Raw genomic sequence first — 24156 nt, 5'->3', positions numbered from 1 at the left:
GAGGAGGAGAGCAAGTTGACAAAAATATTAGAAGTAAAAGACCTCGAGCTTTCCTTCCATACATTTGCAGGTGAAGTGAAAGCGATTCGTGGCGTAAACTTTGATTTGCATAAAGGAGAGACGCTCGCTATCGTAGGAGAGTCGGGATCGGGTAAATCTGTAACGACGAAATCCATCATGCGACTCCTACCTGAATCAAGTGCTGAATATAAGCATGGTGAAATTTTATTTGAAGGAAGAGATCTAACGAAAATTCCTGAAAAAGATATGCAAAAGATTCGTGGGAAAGATATATCGATGATTTTCCAAGACCCAATGACTTCATTAAATCCAACTATGACAATTGGAAGGCAAATCATGGAGCCAATCTTAAAACACCAGAAGTTGAATAAATCACAAGCGCGTCAGCAGACGATTGAACTCTTGAATTTGGTCGGTATACCCAATGCCGAAAATCGTTACAAGATGTATCCTCACCAATTTTCTGGTGGGCAACGTCAGCGTATCGTGATTGCAATTGCGCTAGCATGTAATCCGAAAATCTTAATTGCGGATGAACCAACAACGGCGCTGGATGTCACGATTCAAGCGCAAATCCTTGAGCTGATGAAGGATATTCAAAAGAAGACCGAAACTTCTATTATATTCATCACGCATGACCTGGGTGTAGTAGCAAATGTCGCTGACCGAGTGGCGGTTATGTATGGCGGTCGAATTGTTGAAATCGGTACAGTAGATGAGATCTTCTATAATCCACAGCATCCTTATACATGGGGCTTACTAAGCTCCATGCCATCTATGGATTTAGAAGAGCAAAAGCTGTATGCGATTCCAGGTACACCGCCTGATTTATTAAATCCTCCAAAGGGGGATGCATTCGCACTCCGGAGTGAATATGCAATGAAAATTGATATGGAGCGGCAGCCACCTTTCTTCCAAGTGAGTAATACTCATTACGCAGCGACATGGTTATTGCACCCGCAAGCACCACAGGTGGAACCGCCGGCCCTTATTATTGAACGTATGAAAACCTTTAAAGGTAGTCGGTACTATGTTGATCAGACGGGAGGTACTGTGTGATGTCAGACAATTTAATAGAAGTACGCAACCTTAAACAATATTTTAATGCAGGGAAATCTACTGAAGTCCGTGCGATTGATGACATTAGCTTCACTATTAAGCGAGGAGAAACATTCGGTTTAGTAGGCGAGTCAGGTTGTGGTAAATCGACAACAGGACGTACAATGATCCGATTATATGATGCGACAGCAGGTCAAGTTCTCTACGACGGTGTAGATGTACACGCGCCGAAAAGTAAAAAGGACAATCACGTATTGAATAGAAAGATGCAAATGATTTTCCAAGATCCTTATGCTTCTTTAAATCCACGGATGAAAGTCTTGGATATTATTGCAGAAGGATTAGATATACATGGCTTGGTAAAAGGAAAGTCTGAACGTAAGCAACGAGTCATTGATTTGCTTGAGACTGTTGGTTTAAATCGTGAACATGCTGAGCGTTATCCGCATGAGTTCTCAGGTGGTCAGCGTCAGCGTATCGGAATTGCACGTGCATTAGCTGTAGATCCTGAATTCATCATTGCGGATGAACCGATCTCTGCACTGGACGTTTCTATTCAAGCGCAAGTCGTCAACTTGTTGAAAGAACTACAGGAGGAAAAAGGGTTGACCTACTTATTCATCGCCCATGATCTATCGATGGTTAAGTATATCTCCGATCGTATTGGCGTGATGTATTTCGGTAAACTAGTGGAGATGGCTCCAGCAGATGAATTGTACCGAAACCCCATGCACGCTTATACAAAATCTTTGCTATCAGCGATTCCGCTACCGGATCCTATTTATGAACGTTCCCGTGTGCGCCATCCGTATAATCCAAAGGACCATCAATACGGTCCCGACGAAAAAGTGGAATTTCGCGAAATCACACCTGAACACTTTGTATTATGTTCAGAGAAAGAACTTGCTAAGATGCAAGCTACACGAGTATAAGATAAAATCCTTCTGGCTATATAGTAGTCAGGAGGATTTTCTTTATCTTTAATGAACCCAACAGTTTACCTGATAATCTGTACGTTTCATCGAACAATGTGCTAGTATTGAAATACTAAATACCATTTGAATTGATAGGGTGTGTTTAAAATAAAAAAATTAACGGAGGCAGTTCAAAGACAATTGATGGAAGCGGTCATTGATGGTAGTAGAGTTGGAGCTTTGATAACAGACGCTTCGCAAGAGGATAATCCGATAATTTTCGCCAATAAAACATTCGAGACTCTAACAGGGTATACTCAGGAAGAAATACTTGGGCGGAACTGCAGATTTCTTCAAGGCGAAGAAACAGATCCAACTACAGTATCGAAGATCAGAAGAGCGGTTTCGGAAAGAGTGCCTCTTACGATTGTTTTGAAAAACTATAAAAAAGACGGTACATTATTTTGGAATCGACTCAGTCTTCGTCCGATTGTAATTGATGAGGTACCATATTTTATTGGTACGCAAACTGATGTTTCAGTACAATACAGACAGATAGAGGAACTACATACGAAAGATCATGAAATAGAACAGCTCATGTTACCCATTATGAGAATTTATGATAATTTGGCGGCGGTGTCACTAATTGGTCAAATGACGGAAGAACGTTTTAATCTATTGATTACAAAACTGAGTAACTACGTTCACACGAATGAAGTAGATCATGTAATGATTGACATAACAGGTTTGTATTGGCAACAAGGGACTTCAGTTGACCGTTTGTTGGAAATACAGCAAGTACTGACGCTTATTGGGTGTAATCTTTATATTACAGGTATTACACCAGATCTTGCATATAAATTAGCAGTAGCTAAAGATCCCCAGCAAAGATTAAAAACCTTTTCAAGTATACAGCAAGCCATTTACTATATTCAGCGATAGAGAAAAGACCTCTACCCTAACGAAAAGTTAGAGTGGAGGTCTTTATCAGATACCGAGTTGTTCTTTTACTTCTTTAATTTGTTCGATATGGCGCAGTTCATGGTAGCCGACAAATGGAATCCACTGCGTAAGGCTCATATCGCCAAAAACAGGATGTGTATAAGATCTCACTGCTAATTGATCTTCTAATGCGTTTTCGGCTATATCATGTAAAGTCAAATGAGTAGCGGAGAGTTTACATTTCAAGTCGTGGAGAGTAGAAAATTCTGAAGTCGGTGTCACGAAATTAGGAGCATCTACCTTTTTAGAACGATCAACAGTTAGTTGAATCGGCTTAACCGTTGTGATGCTCTGGTTGTCGTTAGCAAGCTTGGCTTGAATGGTTTTAGCGACACTACCTTCCATTAAATATAGATGTTCTAAGATTTGTTTAATGGACCATCTGTCATCAGCCGGTTTACGATTAATCACTTCATCTGACAGGTGCTCTACTTGTGCTAAAAGCTCTTTACGTGCTTGGTCATTGATTTCCATAGTCGTCACCCCTTTTTATTATAGTATCACTGTCTAGACAAATATTCTTTTTTAAAAGCTTGAAGAATAGGAGATCTACTGATGAAGCCAAATCAACCTAAAATTCCCGATCGTTTAACGCCGGTACAGTTACACGACTTATTACACGAGGAAGACCCCTTCCTGCAAAACGCAAGTATTATCGATTCACGAATAGATGGGCAAACCATAGAACGTGCGCAATTAACAAATATGCTCATTAAAAATTCCAGCTTCCAAGGAGCCATTCTACCAGACCTATTCGCTACAGACATTCGATTTGAAAACTGTGATTTTTCAAATGCGGACTTGACGGGTATAAGTATTCATCGTGTGAGCTTTCATAATTGCAAAATGCTTGGTGTGAACTTTACAAATGCCCGATTTACGGATGTGGTGTTTGAAGAATGTATTTGCAATCTATCTGCATTTGTACATACAAAATTTGATAAAGTTTGGTTCGATCAATGCCAAGTGAAAGATGCGGATTTCTTCGAGTGCAAACTGAAAAATACATATTTTATGAAGTGCAATTTAGATGCAATAAGCTTTGACGAGACACCCCTAAAAGGAGTGGAAATCAACACTTCACAATTTGAGAGCATGACCGTGTCTATGAAAGAACTGGATGGTTGTATCGTATCTTCGTTACAGGCAATTCAATTCGCTTCCATGTTAGGGTTAGATATCCAAGATAAATAAAGCGACATGATGAAGTACTAAAAATACAAGTGAAAAATAAGATATCGTGTACTTATTATGACTAATGTAATTTTAATTAAACCGCTTTAAAGTAGGAGTATAAATGGAATGTTCATAGAATAAAATAACGACTATTAAAGGAGCTATGCTATGTTTATACATCCAGTAACAGAGGATATCTCATTGAAACTAGTAGGACAGGAAGATGCAGAAGAATTATTCACCCTTGTGGACGAATCAAGGGAACATTTGCGTGAGTGGTTACCCTGGGTTGATTCCATGACGGACGCGGAACAGTATGGACCCATCATCCATGCGTGGTTACGACAATTCGCTGAAGAGGATGGGTTCCAAGCAGGTATTATGTATAAAGGAGACTTGGTAGGTTTTGCAGGCTTTCATTCAATTAACTATGCCAATAGGCAAACGAGTATCGGCTATTGGCTGGCGCAAGATTATCAAGGAAAAGGAATTATGACGGCAGTAGTGTCCGCGCTAGTAGACTATGCATTTGAAGGATATGATCTACATCGAGTAGAAATTCGATGTGCTACGGAAAATATACGTAGTCAAGCCGTTCCAGAACGGTTAGGTTTTAAGAAAGAGGGAGTCATTCGTGACGGAGAGTTTCTATATGATCATTATCATGATTTAATCGTATACGGTATGCTAGAAAATGAGTGGAAAAAGTGAAATGTCATAATACGTTTCATTCAGAGTCCTTCTCAAAATGGACTCTGTTTTTTATATTTTCAATTCGCGTATAGTACAATTAACATGAAGGGGTGGATTATCTTGCTAACTGCTGTTGAAATGGATAAAGAACTGACGAAAAATAGGGAATTGGAAACCGCAACATTTGGAATGGGCTGTTTTTGGGGGCCAGACGCACGCTTTGGAAGCTTGCAAGGCGTCGTGAGGACACGAGTAGGGTACACAGGTGGAACTACAGCGGCCCCAACATATAAGACAATAAAAGATCATACCGAAACGGTGGAAATTGATTATGACCCGAAGATAATTTCTTATGAAGAAATACTTCTTCATTTTTGGCGTAATCACTATCCAAACCGTGATCAATACAAAGGGCAACAGTATGTCTCATCATTGCGTTATCACAACCAACAACAAAAACAGATAATCGATACAGTAAAGATTGAAATGGAGAAAGAGCTTGGCGAACCAATTGAAACGGAAATTACCCCTGTAGGTCATTTTACTATAGCTGAAGACCGCCACCAAAAGTATTATTTGAAGCGTTATCCGAATGTCTTGGATACGTTATATTCGCTATATCCTTCTGAAGCGTCGCTTATCGATTCGACATTTGCGGCCAGATTAAATGGATTTGTCAAGGGCTTCGGCACGCGTGATCAAATTGTGACTGAAATTGAAGGTTGGCCATTACCTGAAAATGCACGCCAGCAACTCATTGAGCGGTTCATGAAATTAAAGTGGTGAAAATTAGTGAAATACTGGAACTTTTCTTCTTGTAACTTCATTCTGTCGTTGCTATGATATTCCAATATCAACTAAGAATGAGCGTAGGAGAGAGTACATGAAAAAGGAATCCATCACGTTAGGTCTACTACTGACTAATTTACTGATCGCATTTTTAGGAATTGGATTAGTCATACCTGTCATGCCAAGATTAATGAATGAATTACATATATCGGGTACAGTGGTTGGTTATATGGTCGCAACTTTCGCGATGGCCCAACTGCTTATTTCACCTTTGTCAGGAAGATGGGTAGATACCTTTGGACGAAAAAAGATGATTGTCGTAGGTTTGATCATTTTTAGTTCTTCCGAATTCTTGTTTGGAATTGGACAAACATTGCCCGTACTATTTGCATCCCGAGTTTTAGGTGGAATTAGTGCGGCTTTTATTATGCCGGCTGTTACTGCCTTTATCGCAGATATCACTACGATGGAAACTCGTTCTAAGGCATTAGGTTTTATGTCTGCTGCTATATCAACTGGATTTATATTAGGTCCAGGGGTTGGCGGATTTTTAGCAGCATATGGTACTCGAGTTCCTTTCTTCTTTGCTGGAGGATTAGCTTTGTTTGCAGCGATCTTTTCCTTTATTGCATTACGTGAACCTGAACGTTATCAAGAAGCGGTAGCGGAGGATGCAACTAAACCTGGGTTAAAGCGGGTATTTGCACGTCATTATTTTATTGTCTTCATTATTATATTGATTTTATCTTTCGGTCTCGCTGCATTTGAATCGATTTTCAGTTTGTTCGTTGACCATAAGTTTGGATTTACGCCTAAGGACATCGCGATCATTATTACAGGAGGCGGGCTGGTCGGAGCAGTCGCGCAAGTAGTATTATTCGACAAGCTGGCGAGAATGATAGGAGAAAAACGTTTAATCTTTTGCTGTTTAGTCTTTTCATCCATTTTAGTTTTTCTGACAACATTCGTGCAAAGTTACTTTTCCGTACTGGCTGTTACTATGGTTATCTTCGTAGGGTTTGACTTGATACGACCGGCAGCAACTTCTTATTTGTCGAAAATTGCAGGAAATGAGCAGGGGTTTGTCGGTGGCATGAACTCGATGTTCACGAGTATCGGAAATGTCTTCGGCCCAATCATTGGTGGTGCTTTATTTGATGTGGATGTCGATTATCCATTTTATTTCGGAGCATTTGTATTATTACTGGGCGTAGTATTAAATTATCTGTGGATTAAAAGAACACCATCTTTCAGGCCTAATATCTAGGGGGGGATTAAATTGACTATTATTGGTTTTATCCGGCACGGTGTGACTACGTGGAATAAAGAAGGGCGTGCCCAAGGGAGCTCGAACATTCCATTAGACGAAGAAGGGATAGAGGCTGTAAAGAAGCTGGCATTGCGCGTGGCGGATGAGGAATGGGGTCTCATATTCACTAGCCCTCTGACACGCGCTAGACAGACAGCAGATTTAATTGCCGCGCAGTCAGGGATTGAAGTCGTTGAAGATGACCGTTTACGTGAGCGTAGCGGCGGATTGATTGAAGGAACGACAGAGCAAGAACGACAGCAGAAGTGGGGGCCTCAGTGGAGAGAACTGGATTTGCAGTTCGAGACGGGAGAAAATGTTGTGGCCCGAGGTCTAGAATTTGTAAGTGAACAGGTCCAGAAGAATCCTAGTCAACGTCTACTTGTCGTAAGTCACGGTAGTTTTATAAAACGGGTGATTGTGGCTTTGCTGGAAGATGAAAAATATACTGTGAAGATCGATAATGCTTCATTGACTATAATCGATATAGAAAAGAAAAGTTGCCTGCTGTTAAATGACACAGCACACTTAACGGGAGGACTAAATGGAAATCCACTATGACTTAACGGAACAAGATGTAGTAGCGTTTAATCTATATCATGTGAAAAATTCTAAAGTCGGTAAAAATTCTTTGCAATGGCAGCGGTATATATCGCCACTAATCTTTTTACTGTTCGCGTATTTTTTATCTATTTTTACTGATATGGCGAAAGGTCCGTTATTTGCTACATTTGCATTAACGTCTATTCTATGGGTAATTTTTTATCCTAAATATTTTTACTATCATATTACACGGCAAGTAAGCAAGATGCTTAGGGCTGGTAAGAATGAAGGGCTTGTTGGAGAACATTCTATGAAGATGAATAAGATAGGCATAGTAGATCAGACATCAGTTGGTGAAACAAAGGTACAATGGTCTGGCGTGAAACAGCTAATAGAAGACGCGGATTATTTCTACATATATATGAGTACAGTGAGTGCGTATATTATTCCGAAGCGAGATGTATACTCGGTCGATGGACTAAAAAGTTATATACAGCAGCGGATTATAACGTAAAAAATCAGAGGCTATATGAGCCGCTGATTTTTTATTTTCCTAAACGACGATATCTCCAAAAGGAAATGAGTAGTATAATACTTGATGCAATCGCTAGTTCAGTGTAGGAATCTATCAAGCTATAGGTTAGTGTTGCGAAAGATCCAACCGCGATGATTCCAGCAAATAGACGGTTCTGCATCTTCACTTGAAATGTGCGTTGCTCTCTATCCCGTTGTTCGAGATACATATGAATTAATGCAGGTTGCTCCAAGAATGAGGAGATTTTTGGTCCGAAACTGCGAATCTGTCCTAGGCTATTGAATATGGAGCGTTGGTACTCTTTTCTATTCGTAAAAGGATTCTTCTCTTTACTCTTTTTCTTAGCCCAATCAACTAATCGGGGGCGTGTAATAGCGAGCAGATCTATTTCGGGGTCGAGTCTATACAGCACACCGACAAAAACAGAGACTGCGCGACCTAAAAATGCAAATTCAGCAGGCATTTGCACAGGTTGTGTTCGAACAATGACTTGCAGTTCTTGTAGAAGATTTTCTACAACCACACTATTCACATCGTATAAGTCATTCGTTTCATATGCTTTAACAACTTTCTCAATTGCTTTTGCCAACACTCTACGGTTTACATTAGGGAGTAAAAAATTCAATGCTTCGAGACCATCAATCACACGATCATATTGTTTTAAAATTATACCTTCTATAACGACAAGCATCGCGTCCGCATCTTCTTTTGTAATATTTACTACCATGCCAAAATCAATTAATACGAGCGTACCGTCTGAGCGTATGAGAATATTACCGCCATGAGGATCAGCGTGGAACTGACCCCCTTCAAGGATTTGTTCTAAAAATAATCGGAAGAGCCGATTGGATAAATCTTTGCGATCAATATGATGCTTTTCAAGAAACGCTAGATCGGTTATTTTCGCACCTTCAATCCATTCCATTACAAGCACTTTTCTTGTCGTATACTCATCATAATAGACAGGGAAATTTACATCAGTCATATTCGGGAAGCGTTCGGCAAAATCCCGTCCATTTCTCATCTCTTCGATAAAGTTCAATTCTGCCCCAATGACGTCTGTCATCTCTTGATAAAGTACGTCCAAATCGATTTGTTTACTTAATGAAGACCACTTTTTCGCAAGCCAAATTACAATTCTTACTGCTTTAAAATCTGCACGTAAAATCCGTTCAATGTCAGGGCGCTGGATTTTAATAGCAACTTTTGCCCCATTGTGTAGTACTGCCTTATATACTTCGCCAATAGATGCGGATGCGACAGGTTTTGATGTAATATCTGTCAGGTACTCGCTATGCGGTTTCTTCCATTCATGATCTAGTAATTGTAATGCCTTTTTAGAAGGGACTGGTGTTACTTGATCGGTCAGCCCCTCTAACTCTTCAATGAAAGATGCAGGCATAATATCTGCACGTGTCGAAAGGAATTGCCCTAGTTTGACAAGTAATCCACCTAATTCAATGGCTGTCTTTTTATAGCTCTTTGCTTGATTCGTAACAAGCGTGTTCCACTTTTCCGTGACTGCCGGTGTGAATTTCCCTCTATGACGTTTCTGGAAAAATATAATTTGAATAAAAAACACAACCGCCATCCAGACGATGCGTATAATACAATAACTAGCAGAACGCTTCATAGGCAGCTCCTCTTTCCGCATCAGACAGATCTATCTTTTATTCGGTTTCATTTCTTTTAGGCCAATTCTCATTGCAGCTACAGCGCTTGTGACATTTAATATGACGGCAATCACCAAAAATAACCACTTTAATTTTTCAGGTAAATCCAGAAAAATGGCTAACAATAAAAGTGTGAAGCCAATCACAAGCATAGATAAATAGATAGACAATTTCTTAGACACAAGTAGTCCGCCTTTCTTAGGTTCTACCCTCATTGTAGCATGAAAAAACAAGGAATTTAAAATGCTTGTTTTTATTTCGTAATTCTGGGGAATAATAAAATTACATATATCAGACAGGAGTGTGGAAAATGACAAAGAGTTATGCAAATACACCTAAAGATGATCAGGATAAGAGTTCAGCAAAAGTAGCGAATGATGCAGCAAAAAAAGCTGAAGAACAAGTGGAGGAAATAAAGAAAGATGCAAGGGAACAAGTAAAAAAGGGAAATGAATAACGTTTAAAAGCGATTATTTCCGAGGAAATAATCGCTTTTTCATCATATTCATTTATTTTGGAAAATAATGTAGCATCGGCATTAATCATCAAAAAACCGCTTGATAATTTGGTGATAACTCGTTTCTTCTAGTGTCGTTTCTTGCATACCTTCATCTGTAAATTCGAGGATTTTTGCACCAGGATAGGATGGTAGAAGGAATGAAGGGACTTGGTCGCGATTCGAGCGTACACTAAGAATGAATGGATATGAATACATACGATATCTCTTGGTTTTTAGATACGTAAAAATTATTAGACAGAGAAATCAATCCAATAAGTCGGGTTCTTCACTGATGATTTTTTCCCATAGTGGTTGGAAATTTTCCCAACCATCAATATCTCTACCTACTTGCTTTGCAGTGCTTGTAGCATGCTCGGGAGGAATCGGATTCACAATCCCGGCGGCTTCCGCTAGTAATTGAACTTGGCAAGAACGTTCCAGTGTAATAAACCAAAATGCTGCGGCATCAATTGTTTGTCCAACTGTTAATGGACCATGGTTTTTTAAAAATACTGCTTTATTACCCGCAAGTGCATTTGCGACTTTTACTCCTTCATCATCCTCATACACAACACCGGAAAACTCGTCGAACACAGAGTGATCATTATAAAATGCACAAGCATCTTGTGTTAATGGATCAATCAATCTACCTGTCGATGCCCATGTTTTTCCGTATACTGGGTGCAAATGTACTGAGGCAATGACATCGGGACTAGCGTCGTGAATAGCAGAGTGAATCACTAGAGCAGATTTATGGAGAGAATACTTACCCTCTACTACTACTCCATCCAAATTTACCAACACAAGATCAGATGCTTTCATCTTGCTGAAAGGGACGCCGTAGGGATTTACCCACATATGATCTTTGAATTCTGGATCACGATACGTCGCGTGACCAGCTATACCTTCTGTAAAGCCGAAACGTGCAAACAGACGGAATGCACCCGCCAATCGTTGTTTATTGTGTTGACGCTCCTCTTCAATAGTGGAAAATGTCGGATACTGCAAATAGTCTATTACGTTATCTCCACTTACACGTTCTTCAATGAAATTCATTAAATAACCCTCCGTCTATTCAAGATATAAGCAACTTCACAGCATATGGGACAGGTAATTGATAGACTACATGGTAGACAACGAGTAATGAAAGGAGTATGGAAAATGAATCAAGATCAAAAAATTGTGTTCTTTGATTTAGATGGAACATTAATGAATCATGACAAAACAATTTTAGAATCGACGAAACAATCTCTCGCGGCATTGCGGGACAAAGGCATATATACCGTTATTTGTACTGGTAGGGCACCACTTATGTTCAAATGGTTACTAGAAGAACTTTCGTTTGATTCTTATGTTTCCATGAATGGGCAGCATGTGGTATTGGATGGGGAAGTAATCTACTCGAATCCTATGAAGCCAGAGGTTATACAACAGCTTACCAAATTTGCGCATAAACAAGGACATGGATTGACATACTCTACGTTTGAATCATTCGTGACGAACGTAAAAGAACATCCACTTGTCCAAGAGGGGATTGGACGTTTAAGACTTCCTTATCCTCCTGTAGATTCGGAAGTATATTCTCATTCTGAAGTAAATCAAGTACAGATCTACTCCACACCTAAAGAAATAGAAAAATACAAAGAATTATTCAAGGGTTATTCATTTGTCAGATGGGATGAAAACTCGGTAGATATGTTGCCAGAAGGGGCATCCAAAGCAATCGGTATTCAAAAAGTACTTGAACGTATGAGTATACCTATTGAAAACAGCTATGCTTTTGGAGATGGTGCGAATGACATACAAATGATCGAGACAGTAGGTATCGGGGTGGCGATGGAGAATGCCATACCAGAATTAAAAGAAGTAGCAGATTTCATCACTGCATCTTGTGCGGATGATGGTATTATGAAAGGTTTGATCAAGGTAGGTTTACTAGAGGAAAGAGATATTCCGCTAGCACATAATAGTATTCAGTAATAAGCAGGAAACTGTAAAAAATAATTCATTCTTGACAATTATGTGAACGAAGAGTATATTTGAAGGATATATATAAAGGGAATATTTTAATTTTTCAAATTACTTATATAGTGGTAGATTTACGTCTTGAAGGAGGCCATATTTTTAATGAAACTAGAAAAGCAGTGTCGGGAATCAAGAGTCGTACGAACAAGCAGGGTATTTCCAAATGATGTCAACAACCATAATACTTTGTTTGGTGGACGTTTAATGAGCGATATTGATCAAATCGCATCGATTTCAGCTGCTCGACATAGCAGAGCAGATTGTGTTACGGCCTCTATGGATTCCGTAGACTTTTTGTATCCAATTCGTCCTTCCGACTCAGTATGTTTTGAATCATATGTAACTTGGACTGGAAAATCTTCTATGGAGATTTTCGTAAAAGTTATTGCAGAGGATTTGGCAACTGGTAGTTGTAAAATTGCTGCCACTTCATTGTTAACATTTGTTGCATTAGATGAAAATAAAAAGCCACTAACCGTCCCACGTGTTATTCCTGAAACAGAAGAAGAAGTATATCTACATGAAACAGCACCACAGCGAGCTGAAATTCGTATAATGCGTAAACAGCAAAGTAAAGATCTAGCTTCAGTATTAACGAATAACTATCCGTGGCATGATCCAGCACAAGTTAATGCATAATGTACTTAGTCAACTTAGATTGACTAAGTATTTTTATTAAGAAGATGTATAAAACTCCATACTGTGTTACATACTGTGAATAGATAGGACGTTCTCTAATTAATTTTCTTGGAGGATACCTATCTTTTTATTGTTTAAAAATATATTCAACTATATAAACCAACTTTACATATCAAAAGATCGTTAGTTACAGCTATAATGAGAGGTATCATAGTGGAAGTAAGGAGAGGAATTCATTAATGGTTAAAACGATTACCGCGGAGGAACTATTCAGGAAGGTAAAAGCTGAGGAAGCACTTGTACTAGTAGATGTCCGCGCCGAGGATAAATATAATCATTTCCATATCGAGGCGAATACAGTAGAAGATATAAATGTTCCGAAAACAGAAATTTTTACGTTAGAAGATGAAGTGGAGAAAGTGATTCCACAGTTGCCCAAAAATAAAGGAATGATTATTACCTGTACAACAGGAAACTCTGCAACTAAATGTGCGAACATTCTTGCCGGCAGAGATTACGATGTTACTGTATTGGAGGGCGGAATAACCGCTTGGAAAGAATATGTTAGTAACGAGTCGATTGAACGGATTTGGGAAGAATTTAAGAGAATTCATCCCGATGCGCCTGAACATTACGAAGCCTGGTCTTTCGGTAATTCGAAACAAATGGCAGATGAACTTGCAGAATTGGTGGTGGAAGGAACTAAAACAGCGACTTCATCTAACTATACGCTCTATGAAATAGAAGACGAACCATTACCAATGGTAGGTCTTCACAATATCATTTTGGATGGCAAAGGAATGGCAGTCGCAGTTGTGAAAACCACTTCAGTAAAAGTCGTGCCTTTCCATAAAGTGACGGAAGAACATGCATATTTAGAAGGTGAAGGTGATCGTTCATTACGCTATTGGCAAGAAGTTCATGAAGAGTTTTTCAAGAATGAATTAAAAGAAGTAAATCAAGATTTTCATCGCGAAATACCAGTAGTTTGTGAAACGTTCAAATTATTATATAAGAATGAAACCAGTCACGGAGAGTTACTGAGCTAACAGTGAATATCCATAAAAAAAATTGAGTGCAGAAAATCCATATATAGGTAGAGTGGGAGATGTCGAGGCCGGATTGTTACGGCATTCAACATCTCTTTTTGTTCATATAGATTTTTGCTGAATGGGATCAACTACCTTTTTTTCTTCTACCGTTACATCATTTTTACACGTATACACCCATTGCTGAAGTAGCGGCTGAAAACGTGGCATAATCTTGCCGAGAATTTTCCCGATAAAGTATGCAGCTAGAATGGTACCAATCCCGATGGCTCCAAGTGATTGAATAAATACTAAACAAACAATACCTGCGATTGTGACTGTAGATCGAGGCCGCAATAATTGAAGATGTTGAAAGTCGGGTGAGATACCTATTAAGCATAATGATACAAAAGCGAGGCGACTAAAGCTGAATCAGCATGCATTTTTTCCTGCGTTGCTTTTCTTTATGACGTAATCTGTGTGGTGCTATACGTAAAAATCCAATCACATAAGTGATTGGATTTTTTGTAGAGATTTTTATTTTACTTGTTCTTTTGTTTCAGCTTTTTGTACTTCTATTTTCTTGGACTCGTCGTCATCGTCATCCATAATGTCTTTTGCCGATTTTTTGAATTCTGACAATGTCTTACCTACTGCCGAACCAATTTCGGGTAATTTACGGGGGCCAAATAAAATTAAAATAATCACTAAAATAATAATTAAGCCAGGTACTCCAATTGCGGCTAAGTTCATAGCGATTCCTCCTCTCGTTACTTCAAAAAATATAGTTCTTTATATAGCATAACCTATATTTGATCGTATGAAACACTTTTGAACATAAAATGAAGAAGAGTTTTTTCTACACTAATGATTAAACTTCCAAAGATTGGACAAACTTTTAATTAACTTGTTTGATGAGAAAGAAGTGATGAGTTTGGATGAAACCACACGTCATATGGAACAGCCTGCATACTTTACACGTTTAGCTCAACGACTGGAACCAACCGTGGATATAGTGAAAAAGACTTTGAAGAGTAAGGATCGAGTAGTGCACTTGCTGTATTTGAAAAGTGTAGTGGATATGATGCAACTACAGGAAATTGTAGTAAAACCTTTCTATGAGATGTCAGCCGAACAAGACTTTGCGGAGTATGTACATTCGTTGCCTTATGAAACCAAGATGCCCACTGGGGATGAAGAGGTCCTGATAGAAATAACAAAGGGTAATGTATTCGTTATGATCGACAAGCAAATAACGTTACTCGAGTTAAAAGTAGTAGCAGCTAATGCAGTGCAAGACGCTACTATGGAACCCACTATTCACGGTCCCCAACTCGGCCTTAGTGAAAGCATCGAGACGAATATCAATCTGATCCGGCAACGGTATCATAAGCCTTCACTAATAATTGAAACGATGCAGTTGGATGATGCTTCCAATCGAGATATAGCTTTGGTTTATGACGAGAAAAGAGTATATCCAGGATTATTGGAAAAAATAAAAGAACGGATAAGTACTATGGAAGTAGAGTTGGTACAAGGAAGTGGTGACTTACAGTATTACTTAAATAATAAGAAGTACAGTTTGTTCCCGACAAGTCTACTGACTGAGCGTCCTGATCGCATGCTTCACAATGTGGCTGGTGGAAAAGTAATTATTATGGTGGATGGAAGCCCTCATGCTATTATCGCACCCATTACGTTTGTAGATTTTATATTGTCTATGGAGGATTTGTATTATTCATTTTGGGTTACTACATTGATCCGTTTACTTCGTTATACTGGACTATTTACATGTATTGTGTTGCCTGCGTTATATGTAGCTGTTACTTCCTATACACCGGACATCTTCAAGACGGAGCTAGCGTTGACAGTAGCCGCCAGTCGAATAGGTGTACCCTATCCTTCTTTTATTGAAGTATTTTTCATGCTGATTTTTATTGAATTACTGACGGAAGCGAGTATGCGGCTGCCCATTACGATCAGCGCGACCGCTACAACGGTCGGCGGATTAATACTGGGCACTGCGGCAGTAGACGCTGCGCTGACTTCTAATATTATGGTGATTGTTGTGTCACTTGTGGCGATTTCCACATTCGTTATTCCGATTAGTGAAATGAGCTATGCGGTCAGGGTCCTGCGTTTTGTACTATTGCTATTTACGACAGCGTTTGGTCTGGCTGGTACGGTACTTGGGACGCTGGGCATAATAATGTATTTAGTGAATAAGGATAGTTTTGGCCAACCGTATTTACGAATGTTCTGGAAAAATCGTCAAGAAGAATTGAGGGCGGATGATTCATGAGTCGTTTTGTCTATTTTTTGCTAATAATTAATATGGCAGCTAACCTCATAGCTTCAGGTCCAAGAATTCTATTTGCTAAGAGTGAAGATGGAGCAATCATTACGATGATCATGGCTTTGTTTTTCGGGGTATTTATGAATTGGGCGTTGATCAACTCGTTTAAAGCATTTCCAGGTAAGAATTTGCCCCAAATCTTATCAACATACGTATCGAAATGGGTTTCAATACCTGCTTTATTAGTTTTGGGAACCATTTGGTATATAGCTGGACTACAGACGCTTATAACGTATATCGATATTATGTTGAGATACTTAACACCGGAAATGTCGATATACATTATCATAGGAATGTTTGTGTTAACAATTAGTTTTGGAGTGATCATGCAAAGCCGCAGTATACTCTATATATTAGAACTTGTATTGGTCATGCTTCTACCGGGCGTCGTGTATTATTTATTAAAACTTTATTTTGAAAAGCAATTAAGCTGGGATCAAGTTACCCTTGCGATGAGCTATATTGATAACCCGCCAGATTATACAGTATTTTCTACGATAGCTTTCTTATTCGTCGGTTCATTTGATATTATTATTTTCAACTCTTTGTTGAAGAAGAAAATGGTCTTTGGAATCAAACAAGCATTGATCGTGTTTTTTCTAGGTGCTTTTGTAATCTTTACTTCCTACTTTATTCCGATTGGCATGTTAGGTTTCGAGAAAATTGAAGCTGTTTTATATCCTTGGTTGATTACCAGTGATTCTATTCGCATGAAATTTGGCATAATTGAACGAGTTATTTTTATCTTTTTGCTTATTTTTCTTGCTATTGCATTTTTGAATATTATACTTCATTGGCATGTTTCGTTTAAATTATTTGAAAATGTATTTGGTGTAAAGAATATGTCAGCTGGAATGAAGAAGAATATTAGTATTGGGATAATGGTTGTAGTATTTTGGACGATTGCAATTTTTGCTACATTGAAAGTGACTGAATATGATTTGTTTCTATATAGCAAGTATTACTTCAATTCTATACCCATTTCCTTTTTAGGGTTAATGTTACTCATGTGGCTAGTCAATAGGAGGGCGAAATTATGAAGATCGGATTTCTCACCAACCGACTAATACTTTTTTTGTGCATCATATGTATCTTACTGCAATCTGGGTGTGCATTTAAAGATATTGACAAACGTCTTTTTGTAACGGCGATTGGAATCGATCCATCCGAGAATTTAGAAGACGGTTTTAAAATTACGTTGAAAGTAGCCCTCCCTTTTGGTGCCATTAAAGAATCGACTGAACCTGAATATGCCTATCTTTCTAAAGAAGGAGAATCGATTGGCGAAGCTATCCGTATGCTCGAGACGCATGTAGATAAAGTATTAGAACTTGGTCAAATGAAGACGATCGTGATACATGAGAAACTATTGACGAATCACATGCAGTCATTTATGGATTATTTTTTTCGACGTGGTGATATTCCATTAATTGCTTTCATCGCAGGGGCAAAACCTTCTGCTGAAACTATTTTAAAAGTGGAGCCTTCAACCGAAGCCCCAGCGTCAGTTGCCTTATTCAATACTTTTGGTGAAACGGCAAATGAAAGCCCGTATATCGTCACGGGATACCTGTTCAAACTGCGTAGGGATATCCTTACCGAAGGCATCAATCCGGTATTGCCATTAGTTGAAGCAAGCGAAGAACGTGATCAATTAATCGTCAATAATGCCATTGTGGTTGATAAGAAAAAAGAACCTTATGAACTTACTAGTACTGAAACAAAATACTTTAATACATTATCCGACGGAGCGAGAGGATTTACATATCACATTAAAAATGATGAACATAGATTTTTATTGAATATAAGCCAACATAATGTGACGTATCAATTTGTTCCGGATGAAAAGCTTTCAACTCCTCAAAAAATTATTATGCACATAAAGGTTAAAGGGATTATTGGAGAATCCCAGGAGAGTTTATCTTTATCCAACCTAGATGAGTATAATCAGTTGGCATCAGAAGAGATGGAAAAGAAAGTTTTACACTTTCTTACTACCATGCAAGAAGAAAACTTAGATCCCCTTGGCTTCGGACTGCATTACCGAGCTACCCGTTTACATGACCCGGATGTTTTGACGACGTGGAAAAGGGCATATCCAGATTTAGAATTCAGTGTCACAGTGGATGTAATACTCCAAGGGACCGGCAGTATAGAATAATGTTGAAAACCGCCTCGACATGCGTCGTTTGAGGCGTTTTCCTCGCGGACTACATAAAATGGAATGAAGCGTAGAAGTGATGTGAACAGCTGAAAACGTGGTCGTATATTTCATTATATAAATAGACAGCTTGATCTTTTTTATTGTTGAAAAATCAAATATAAATTTTAATCTAAATAAAAAAGCTTCGCCAGCGAGCTGCGCTTGGCGAAGTGATATGGCGATTACTGCATATGCAGTGGTGGGGGAATGATCCAACCTTTTGATTTATTCATGCTTAGCAATTTGGCACCAAATGCTACTTTGTCCATATGACATTTAGCAAACAGCGCTGCAACATCTTCACGTATACATTGACCCATCGCCATGCTACATGAAACTAACCCTTGGCCGACGTTGATTGATATAGCTGCACCGATTTCGGGATCCATAAATCGGGCGCCAGCAGGGATATCCTCTGGGTTTGCTTTTGGTCTTTCCGGAAGCGCAGGAGGGGGTGTAATACCGTTAGCTTTCAATACTTTGCCGAATTCTTTATTCTCGGCTTTCATTGTTTTGATTGCGTCTTCTAGGAGATGAATTAGGTCTTCATCTCCCGCATGATTAACAAAAGCTTCGTACCCACTGATTAGGCCGTTATTCGCACCCATAAATGACCAAATGGCTGTGACTTCTCCGTAATGTAAAGGCTGATCTTTTGGATTACCATCTAAAATACCCACAAAAACACTCTCCTCATTATAGTTTTCACTTCAAGAGTAGTCTTTGCAGATATCGTTTATTTATACTTACTTTTTATATGTCGTGACAAAAGAAGGACCTGAGAAAATATTAGGACGTTGATCGACACCATCTTTTGTCCCTCGTTTTGCATGCGCTTTTCCGTAAGCCTGTGACTCTTGCCAGTTTGTGAAGGACTCTTCGTCTTCCCACATTGTCAAAATTACATAAGTGCCAGAATGTACTGGTCGCAATACGCGGATCGCCACGAATCCTGGTTCTGCTTCTATTAGACGCGCACGGTTATTAAAGCGCTGTTCAAAAGTTTCTCTTCCTTCTTCGTTTACAGGAATATTGTTTAATACAGCAAAACGACCAGAAGGTAAATCTCCGCTTTGATCCAAAATATCATATTCGACTGCGTTGTCGAGAGTAGTCGTTTCCGCTTCTTGTAGCACAAGCACTTCTTCGTCGTTATTCATTAATGACGCACGCGTTTCTTCTGGTAAGTTACCAGCTTCTTCTAATGGACCTGTCCATTTAAATAGTTTCATTTCAAACACCTCATTTTTTCTATTTTATAAATTATAATTCAGTATAACGGAGAAATGAAAGTGCTTTCAATGAATAAGAAAATAATTCTGTTGGTTTATGATCAGAAATGGAGGGAAGAGTAAGAAAAATACTTTTGGAGGCGATTAAATGAATCAAAAATATGCAGATGTATTAGCGGTATTAGAAGACTGTGTAAAGGCGTGTAATCATTGTTTTGACGCTTGTCTAAAAGAGGAAGACGTTCGTATGATGGCGGACTGTATTCGACTTGATCGAGAGTGTGCAGACATTTGTTCTTATGCAATCCAGGCGATTACTCGACAAAGTCCATTTACAGATAAAATTTTGCAACTATGTGCGGAAATTTGTGAGCAGTGTGCAGAAGAATGTGACAAACACGATCATGATCATTGCAAGCAGTGTGCAGAAGCATGTCGCAAATGTGCAGAAGCATGTCGAAATGTAGCTTAAGATTTTTTGTTCGCAGTGAGTCGGCTTGAAGCGTCGACTCACTGCTTTTATGTTCTAAAAGTTTAATCATGGTGGAGTTGTGAAAGATCACACATACAAAACAAAAAACCTCCCATACAAGATGGAAGGTTTTTTCTCTGTTTATGTAAGCCGTGTTTGCCGTACTTAGTCATAGAAAGTTTTAAACCACCACTCCTCAAAGTGGGTGTTTGCGGAAAACGTTCCTGTATGTCTGGATTGCTAAAAAGGAATCCAGCATGCCATTTCCGTTTCGTAATAAACTCCCTTTTACAGCTTAAAGGTTAAAACTTAATGTCATACGAACAATACAGCTTGTAGATTTATCTTACACCTGTGTAAGCGGAAATGCAATGGAAAGTTCTTCTGTTTTTTGAAACTAAAACGTATGTTAAAGCGTATAGAAATGAAAAGATAGGAGTGATCATGTATGGAGCAACATGAAAACAACTCAGAAAAACAACAATTGGTTACAAAACAGGCACAGGAAATTAGCACGTTGAATCTGCAAGTGAATGAACTTCGTAAAGAGGTAAAACAGCTTCGTGAAGATATGGAGCTAATTGACATATTTCAAAAGAAACCCATCGTTTCATCTGCAGTCATTGGACAAATTGGTGGTATTATTATTGCTATACTGGTTATTATCGGAATATTTTTCTAGTGAAAAAACCCCTGCCGTGATATAAAATGAAGGGTTTATAGTTTTTGCTGGCTGTGTTTAAAAGGTAGTGATTTCGAGCCCTATTACGTCTGTTTTAAGTACGCTTGTATAGGGCTTATTGGGACGTTCAGATTCCTATGAAGCCTGAACGCAATATGGCGTTGCCCAACAAGCGAATGTAAGCTGGGGTCCATCTTACTTCCGACAGCAGACTCCCACTTCAAAGAATGAATCGAACATAGCCTCACGGGTAAGCGGGAGATGAATGTCGGTTTGCGCTAGTCAAAGCTTGTATTCATTCGCTTGTAAATGTCGATTAATCGCCTAGTTCTTCGATTATCCGTGCTGTAATGCCGGTTAACTCATCATGCTCAGTGAATCGTTCACTGAGCATATCTGTAAGAATTTGTTTTAGAAAGTATTCTACACAGTTCATATCTTGATATATCAGTATGGTTCTTAATGCTTCTTCGTAGATTTCTATAAACAAAGGCTCTGGATTATCTTTTTGGATCTCGCCAAATGATTCGTACAGCAAATCAACTTTATCAGCAACGGATAAAATGCGCCCCTCTAATGTTTCATCCTTACCTTCTTTCAATCGCTCCAAGTATATAGCTTGAAACTCAGTAGGAAATTCTTTTTCTATAAACTTTCTTGTCATTTCCTCTTCTACTTCACCGAATAGCTTCTTCAATTCTTTCGAAGCGTACTTTACAGGTGTCTTAATATCCCCTGTAAATAGTTCTGCGTAATCATGGTTCAACGCCTTTTCATATAGGCTTTTCCAATCTACTTTCTGCCCAGATTCCTCTTCAACTGTTCCGAGGAACTGAGCGATTTTTGTCACTTTAAATGAATGGCTAGCTACAGAATGCTCCTGAAATTTGAACTTTCCAGGACAACGAATAATTAGTTCTAAATCAGATAAGCTTTTAAAGTATTGGTGTACTCCCAATAGCATTCAACACCTTTATTTAGTATTTACGGCTATAATACATTCCTATTCATCTTTTTAAGAGGCTCTTGTCTACATGTAGCACCGTATTATATAGTAACCCTATTGTATACAAAATTATACAGGTAGGAAAGAACTCCACTTAACAACAAATATATCCAATAACCAATTATAGGATAACTAGATCACGAGTGATGATGTTTAGACTCTTTATAATGTGGAATAGTATTTACAGAACATCACATAAGGAGTGGTAAGCATTATGGCTAAAATTGCAACAGTACTTGGTGATATGTTTGAGGACTCAGAATATATGAAACCGGCTGCCGCGTATAAGGAAGCTGGACACGAAGTAGAAGTGATTGGCGCGGAAGCAGGAACAGAAGTAACAGGTATGAAAGAAAATACAAAAGTGGGAATTGATAAAGCAATTGATGACGCTAAATCATCGGATTACGACGCATTGTTTATTCCGGGCGGATTTTCACCAGACATTTTACGTGCAGATGATCGTTTCGTGAAATTCGTCAAAGAATTTATGGACGCAAAAAAACCTGTATTCGCAATTTGTCATGGCCCACAATTGCTCATTACAGCAAAAGCGCTTGAAGGGCGCGATGCAACAGGGTACACGTCCATCCGTGTAGATATGGAATATGCAGGTGCAAAGTACGCAGACAAAGAAGTCGTAGTTTGTCAGAACCAACTTGTAACAAGCCGTACACCTGACGATATCCCAGCATTTAATCGTGAATCACTAAAACTTCTAGAAAAATAATAATTATTTCGACCGTCTGGGTGTAACTAAGCCCTGACGGTTTTTTCATGTTTTCTAAACATTAAAATACTGCTCATGACATACAATATCAATACATTTTCATAGACGCTGAAAAAGATTCTCAATTGCACTTGAAAAAGGTTCTCAATGAGAGTATGCTAAAAGTAACAAATAAATCGGCGAGACGATCGCTTCTTACAAATGAAAGGTCGGGGATCTAACATGTATAAAATTGTTACGTTGGCGGTATTGGCAGGGATTGCATTAGGTGTAGCAGCTGGATTTTCCTTTGGAAGTAAAGAACTGACAGGCATGTTCTCCGGAATGGTGGCACTTGCGTTTATCGTAGCACCGGCAGCGGTCGTCTATGCAAGCGAAAAGAAAAAATGGCATACAACTCAGTAAGAAAGAAAAGAGGTTGGGAGAGAACAGAAAAAACGTAAGGGGAATCCTTTACGCTTTTTTTCTGTTCTTATAAGAAAATGTTTTTTAGAGTATCAGAGTGTACCGGAACGGAGAAAGGCCGACTCCTGAGGGATCAGCGTGCGTCTTGAGACCCTGGACGGAGCAAAGCGAAGGAAGCGGCTCAAGCCACGCCCCTCGGAAAGCGTGCCTTTCGGAGTGCAGGGAAACGGGGTGAGGTAGTTATGTTAGTATGTTTTATATGAAATTATTTGAATGTTTCCAAGCCTTACTTCTATAAGAGAGTAAATCCTAATAGGCAGACTAGCCATTATCAGCTTCCATAATGACGCCATTAACATATGAGGATTCGTCTGAGGCTAGAAATAGTGCAATGTTTGCGATCTCTTCCTTTGTTCCAGGACGGCTCATCATATTTACGCCTCTTAAAGCTTGTTTCATTCCGAATTCATCTGGTTGAGTTAGGCTGTTTGTAATATTAGTTGGGATTTGTGCTGGTGCAATTGCGTTACAGCGGATGTTTAAGGGACCGTATTGAGAAGCGACGCTTTTTGTCATTCCTGCGACCGCGTGTTTTGACGCAGTGTAAGCCAGTCCACCTCGACCACCTGTCACCGCTGAGATAGAAGCCATGTTGACGATCACACCTGCTTTTTTCTCTTCGAAGATAGTTAATGCTTTACGAGTTGCACGCATGACACCTGTTGTGTTGATCGCTAATACTTTGTCCCATATCTCATCCGTAACTGTAGCTGCAGCGTACATATTGTCCATAATACCGGCATTGTTCACTAGAATATCCAGTGTGCCGAATTGCTCCACTGCTGTATCAATCATTCTTTGTACATCTTCTTCCACCGTGACATTGGTCTTAACTGCCAGCGCTTGACCGCCAGCATTTTTAATCGTCTGGACAGTTTCTTCTGCACCTTCCATATTCATATCTGCGATGATAAGCTTCGCACCTTCACGGGCATAGAGCTCAGCAATTTCTCGTCCAATTCCAGACCCGGCGCCAGTTACTACTGCTACTTTATTTTCTAAACGATTCAACAATCTCGCCTCCAATAATAAATGTATGTTCTTTTTCAGTATATACTTTAACATCTAACTATTAAAGGGTTTAGCATATTTTCTTTACCTGCAA

The 24156-nt window shown here is 39.1% G+C and carries 30 protein-coding genes, 1 other RNA gene and 1 pseudogene; 20 read left to right on the top strand and 12 right to left on the bottom strand.

From position 1 onward, the window contains the following. The first annotated feature begins 15 nt into the window (after nucleotides 1-15). From SporoP17a_RS06950 to SporoP17a_RS06940, 3 genes are all read left to right on the top strand, one after another. The gene (locus SporoP17a_RS06950) at nucleotides 16-1080 is read left to right on the top strand and encodes an ABC transporter ATP-binding protein (protein WP_083033968.1); all 1065 of its coding nucleotides are present in this window, start codon (nucleotides 16-18) and stop codon (nucleotides 1078-1080) included. Then, on the top strand, nucleotides 1080-2012 hold the full coding sequence (locus SporoP17a_RS06945) for an ABC transporter ATP-binding protein (RefSeq protein ID WP_083033966.1): 933 nt from the start codon (nucleotides 1080-1082) through the stop codon (nucleotides 2010-2012). The genes SporoP17a_RS06950 and SporoP17a_RS06945 overlap by 1 nt, the downstream gene beginning before the upstream one ends. A 141-nt stretch (nucleotides 2013-2153) precedes the next feature. Then, nucleotides 2154-2936, top strand: a complete 783-nt coding sequence (locus SporoP17a_RS06940; RefSeq protein WP_156890541.1) for a YtvA family blue-light photoreceptor — start codon at nucleotides 2154-2156, stop codon at nucleotides 2934-2936. A gap of 45 nt (nucleotides 2937-2981) precedes the next feature. Here SporoP17a_RS06940 and SporoP17a_RS06935 read toward each other — a convergent pair whose 3' ends face one another. Beyond that, on the bottom strand, nucleotides 2982-3470 hold the full coding sequence (locus SporoP17a_RS06935) for a DinB family protein (RefSeq protein ID WP_083033962.1): 489 nt from the start codon (nucleotides 3468-3470) through the stop codon (nucleotides 2982-2984). Between the two features lie 81 nt (nucleotides 3471-3551). Between SporoP17a_RS06935 and SporoP17a_RS06930 the strand changes: the two genes are divergently transcribed. From SporoP17a_RS06930 to SporoP17a_RS06905, 6 genes are all read left to right on the top strand, one after another. After that, the gene (locus tag SporoP17a_RS06930; protein ID WP_083033960.1) at nucleotides 3552-4190 is read left to right on the top strand and encodes a pentapeptide repeat-containing protein; all 639 of its coding nucleotides are present in this window, start codon (nucleotides 3552-3554) and stop codon (nucleotides 4188-4190) included. Between the two features lie 150 nt (nucleotides 4191-4340). Beyond that, a complete protein-coding gene (locus tag SporoP17a_RS06925; protein ID WP_083033958.1) occupies nucleotides 4341-4883 on the top strand; it encodes a GNAT family N-acetyltransferase in 543 nt (180 codons plus the stop codon). Nucleotides 4884-4985: 102 nt separating this feature from the next. After that, nucleotides 4986-5651 (top strand): peptide-methionine (S)-S-oxide reductase MsrA, encoded by a 666-nt coding sequence (gene msrA, locus SporoP17a_RS06920; protein ID WP_237262400.1) that lies wholly within the window; start codon nucleotides 4986-4988, stop codon nucleotides 5649-5651. A gap of 97 nt (nucleotides 5652-5748) precedes the next feature. Next, a complete protein-coding gene (locus tag SporoP17a_RS06915; protein WP_083033954.1) occupies nucleotides 5749-6921 on the top strand; it encodes an MFS transporter in 1173 nt (390 codons plus the stop codon). Between the two features lie 12 nt (nucleotides 6922-6933). Beyond that, nucleotides 6934-7524: a histidine phosphatase family protein gene (locus SporoP17a_RS06910; protein WP_083033952.1), complete on the top strand. Its 591-nt coding sequence runs from the start codon at nucleotides 6934-6936 to the stop codon at nucleotides 7522-7524. After that, nucleotides 7508-8020 carry a YcxB family protein gene (locus SporoP17a_RS06905; protein ID WP_083033950.1) on the top strand — a complete coding sequence of 171 codons (513 nt, stop codon included), beginning with the start codon at nucleotides 7508-7510 and terminating at the stop codon, nucleotides 8018-8020. The genes SporoP17a_RS06910 and SporoP17a_RS06905 overlap by 17 nt, the downstream gene beginning before the upstream one ends. A 31-nt stretch (nucleotides 8021-8051) precedes the next feature. Here the strand turns inward: SporoP17a_RS06905 and SporoP17a_RS06900 are convergent, their stop codons facing one another. Both SporoP17a_RS06900 and SporoP17a_RS06895 read right to left on the bottom strand, forming a co-directional pair. Further along, on the bottom strand, nucleotides 8052-9674 hold the full coding sequence (locus SporoP17a_RS06900; RefSeq protein ID WP_083033948.1) for an ABC1 kinase family protein: 1623 nt from the start codon (nucleotides 9672-9674) through the stop codon (nucleotides 8052-8054). A 30-nt stretch (nucleotides 9675-9704) separates the two neighbouring features. After that, nucleotides 9705-9896 (bottom strand): hypothetical protein, encoded by a 192-nt coding sequence (locus SporoP17a_RS06895; protein WP_083033947.1) that lies wholly within the window; start codon nucleotides 9894-9896, stop codon nucleotides 9705-9707. A 128-nt stretch (nucleotides 9897-10024) separates the two neighbouring features. Here SporoP17a_RS06895 and SporoP17a_RS16745 point away from each other — a divergent pair, with 128 nt between their 5' ends. Beyond that, a complete protein-coding gene (locus tag SporoP17a_RS16745; protein ID WP_156890540.1) occupies nucleotides 10025-10171 on the top strand; it encodes a hypothetical protein in 147 nt (48 codons plus the stop codon). A gap of 81 nt (nucleotides 10172-10252) precedes the next feature. Here SporoP17a_RS16745 and SporoP17a_RS06890 read toward each other — a convergent pair whose 3' ends face one another. Both SporoP17a_RS06890 and SporoP17a_RS06885 read right to left on the bottom strand, forming a co-directional pair. Beyond that, nucleotides 10253-10429: a hypothetical protein gene (locus SporoP17a_RS06890; protein ID WP_208859817.1), complete on the bottom strand. Its 177-nt coding sequence runs from the start codon at nucleotides 10427-10429 to the stop codon at nucleotides 10253-10255. Between the two features lie 48 nt (nucleotides 10430-10477). Further along, nucleotides 10478-11269, bottom strand: a complete 792-nt coding sequence (locus SporoP17a_RS06885; RefSeq protein WP_083033945.1) for a class II aldolase/adducin family protein — start codon at nucleotides 11267-11269, stop codon at nucleotides 10478-10480. A 105-nt stretch (nucleotides 11270-11374) separates the two neighbouring features. Between SporoP17a_RS06885 and SporoP17a_RS06880 the strand changes: the two genes are divergently transcribed. From SporoP17a_RS06880 to SporoP17a_RS17235, 3 genes are all read left to right on the top strand, one after another. After that, on the top strand, nucleotides 11375-12193 hold the full coding sequence (locus SporoP17a_RS06880; RefSeq protein WP_083033944.1) for a Cof-type HAD-IIB family hydrolase: 819 nt from the start codon (nucleotides 11375-11377) through the stop codon (nucleotides 12191-12193). A 147-nt stretch (nucleotides 12194-12340) separates the two neighbouring features. Continuing rightward, nucleotides 12341-12877: an acyl-CoA thioesterase gene (locus SporoP17a_RS06875; protein WP_083033942.1), complete on the top strand. Its 537-nt coding sequence runs from the start codon at nucleotides 12341-12343 to the stop codon at nucleotides 12875-12877. Between the two features lie 239 nt (nucleotides 12878-13116). After that, nucleotides 13117-13926 (top strand): ASCH domain-containing protein, encoded by an 810-nt coding sequence (locus tag SporoP17a_RS17235; protein ID WP_167693394.1) that lies wholly within the window; start codon nucleotides 13117-13119, stop codon nucleotides 13924-13926. 102 nt (nucleotides 13927-14028) lie between these two features. Here SporoP17a_RS17235 and SporoP17a_RS06865 read toward each other — a convergent pair. Both SporoP17a_RS06865 and tatA read right to left on the bottom strand, forming a co-directional pair. Then, a pseudogene (locus tag SporoP17a_RS06865) lies at nucleotides 14029-14235 on the bottom strand (hypothetical protein); the annotation flags it as partial. A 207-nt stretch (nucleotides 14236-14442) separates the two neighbouring features. Continuing rightward, nucleotides 14443-14658, bottom strand: coding sequence for a twin-arginine translocase TatA/TatE family subunit (gene tatA, locus SporoP17a_RS06860; RefSeq protein ID WP_083033926.1), 216 nt, complete (start codon nucleotides 14656-14658; stop codon nucleotides 14443-14445). 175 nt (nucleotides 14659-14833) lie between these two features. On the opposite strand from tatA, the gene SporoP17a_RS06855 reads away from it, so the two are divergent. The 3 genes from SporoP17a_RS06855 to SporoP17a_RS06845 are packed head-to-tail and all read left to right on the top strand — an operon-like array spanning nucleotide 14834 to nucleotide 18422. Next, nucleotides 14834-16207: a spore germination protein gene (locus SporoP17a_RS06855; RefSeq protein WP_237262399.1), complete on the top strand. Its 1374-nt coding sequence runs from the start codon at nucleotides 14834-14836 to the stop codon at nucleotides 16205-16207. Next, the gene (locus tag SporoP17a_RS06850; RefSeq protein ID WP_083033924.1) at nucleotides 16204-17301 is read left to right on the top strand and encodes a GerAB/ArcD/ProY family transporter; all 1098 of its coding nucleotides are present in this window, start codon (nucleotides 16204-16206) and stop codon (nucleotides 17299-17301) included. The genes SporoP17a_RS06855 and SporoP17a_RS06850 overlap by 4 nt, the downstream gene beginning before the upstream one ends. After that, entirely contained in the window at nucleotides 17298-18422 is a 1125-nt protein-coding gene (locus SporoP17a_RS06845) for a Ger(x)C family spore germination protein (protein WP_083033923.1), read from the top strand. Before SporoP17a_RS06850 ends, SporoP17a_RS06845 begins: the two co-directional genes overlap by 4 nt. Nucleotides 18423-18646: 224 nt before the next feature. Here the strand turns inward: SporoP17a_RS06845 and SporoP17a_RS06840 are convergent, their stop codons facing one another. Both SporoP17a_RS06840 and SporoP17a_RS06835 read right to left on the bottom strand, forming a co-directional pair. Further along, the gene (locus tag SporoP17a_RS06840; protein ID WP_083033921.1) at nucleotides 18647-19144 is read right to left on the bottom strand and encodes a DUF3231 family protein; all 498 of its coding nucleotides are present in this window, start codon (nucleotides 19142-19144) and stop codon (nucleotides 18647-18649) included. 66 nt (nucleotides 19145-19210) lie between these two features. After that, entirely contained in the window at nucleotides 19211-19696 is a 486-nt protein-coding gene (locus SporoP17a_RS06835) for an antibiotic biosynthesis monooxygenase family protein (RefSeq protein ID WP_083033919.1), read from the bottom strand. Between the two features lie 148 nt (nucleotides 19697-19844). Here SporoP17a_RS06835 and SporoP17a_RS06830 point away from each other — a divergent pair, with 148 nt between their 5' ends. Further along, nucleotides 19845-20168: a four-helix bundle copper-binding protein gene (locus tag SporoP17a_RS06830; protein WP_083033917.1), complete on the top strand. Its 324-nt coding sequence runs from the start codon at nucleotides 19845-19847 to the stop codon at nucleotides 20166-20168. A gap of 143 nt (nucleotides 20169-20311) precedes the next feature. Here SporoP17a_RS06830 and ssrS read toward each other — a convergent pair. After that, a non-coding RNA gene (gene ssrS, locus SporoP17a_RS06825) (6S RNA) lies at nucleotides 20312-20506 on the bottom strand. Between the two features lie 110 nt (nucleotides 20507-20616). Between ssrS and SporoP17a_RS06820 the strand changes: the two genes are divergently transcribed. After that, nucleotides 20617-20850: a hypothetical protein gene (locus tag SporoP17a_RS06820; RefSeq protein ID WP_083033915.1), complete on the top strand. Its 234-nt coding sequence runs from the start codon at nucleotides 20617-20619 to the stop codon at nucleotides 20848-20850. 316 nt (nucleotides 20851-21166) lie between these two features. Here the strand turns inward: SporoP17a_RS06820 and SporoP17a_RS06815 are convergent, their stop codons facing one another. Beyond that, nucleotides 21167-21808: a YfbR-like 5'-deoxynucleotidase gene (locus SporoP17a_RS06815; RefSeq protein WP_083033913.1), complete on the bottom strand. Its 642-nt coding sequence runs from the start codon at nucleotides 21806-21808 to the stop codon at nucleotides 21167-21169. Between the two features lie 262 nt (nucleotides 21809-22070). On the opposite strand from SporoP17a_RS06815, the gene SporoP17a_RS06810 reads away from it, so the two are divergent. Both SporoP17a_RS06810 and SporoP17a_RS06805 read left to right on the top strand, forming a co-directional pair. Continuing rightward, nucleotides 22071-22586, top strand: a complete 516-nt coding sequence (locus SporoP17a_RS06810) for a type 1 glutamine amidotransferase domain-containing protein (RefSeq protein ID WP_083033911.1) — start codon at nucleotides 22071-22073, stop codon at nucleotides 22584-22586. A gap of 222 nt (nucleotides 22587-22808) precedes the next feature. Then, on the top strand, nucleotides 22809-22991 hold the full coding sequence (locus SporoP17a_RS06805; RefSeq protein ID WP_083033909.1) for a hypothetical protein: 183 nt from the start codon (nucleotides 22809-22811) through the stop codon (nucleotides 22989-22991). A 321-nt stretch (nucleotides 22992-23312) separates the two neighbouring features. Here the strand turns inward: SporoP17a_RS06805 and SporoP17a_RS06800 are convergent, their stop codons facing one another. Continuing rightward, a complete protein-coding gene (locus SporoP17a_RS06800) occupies nucleotides 23313-24062 on the bottom strand; it encodes a glucose 1-dehydrogenase (RefSeq protein ID WP_156890539.1) in 750 nt (249 codons plus the stop codon). Nucleotides 24063-24156: the final 94 nt, after the last annotated feature.

It is taken from the genome of Sporosarcina ureae (assembly GCF_002082015.1).
Lineage (GTDB): Bacteria > Bacillota > Bacilli > Bacillales_A > Planococcaceae > Sporosarcina > Sporosarcina ureae_A.
This window is presented reverse-complemented; position numbering and strand designations above follow the sequence as displayed.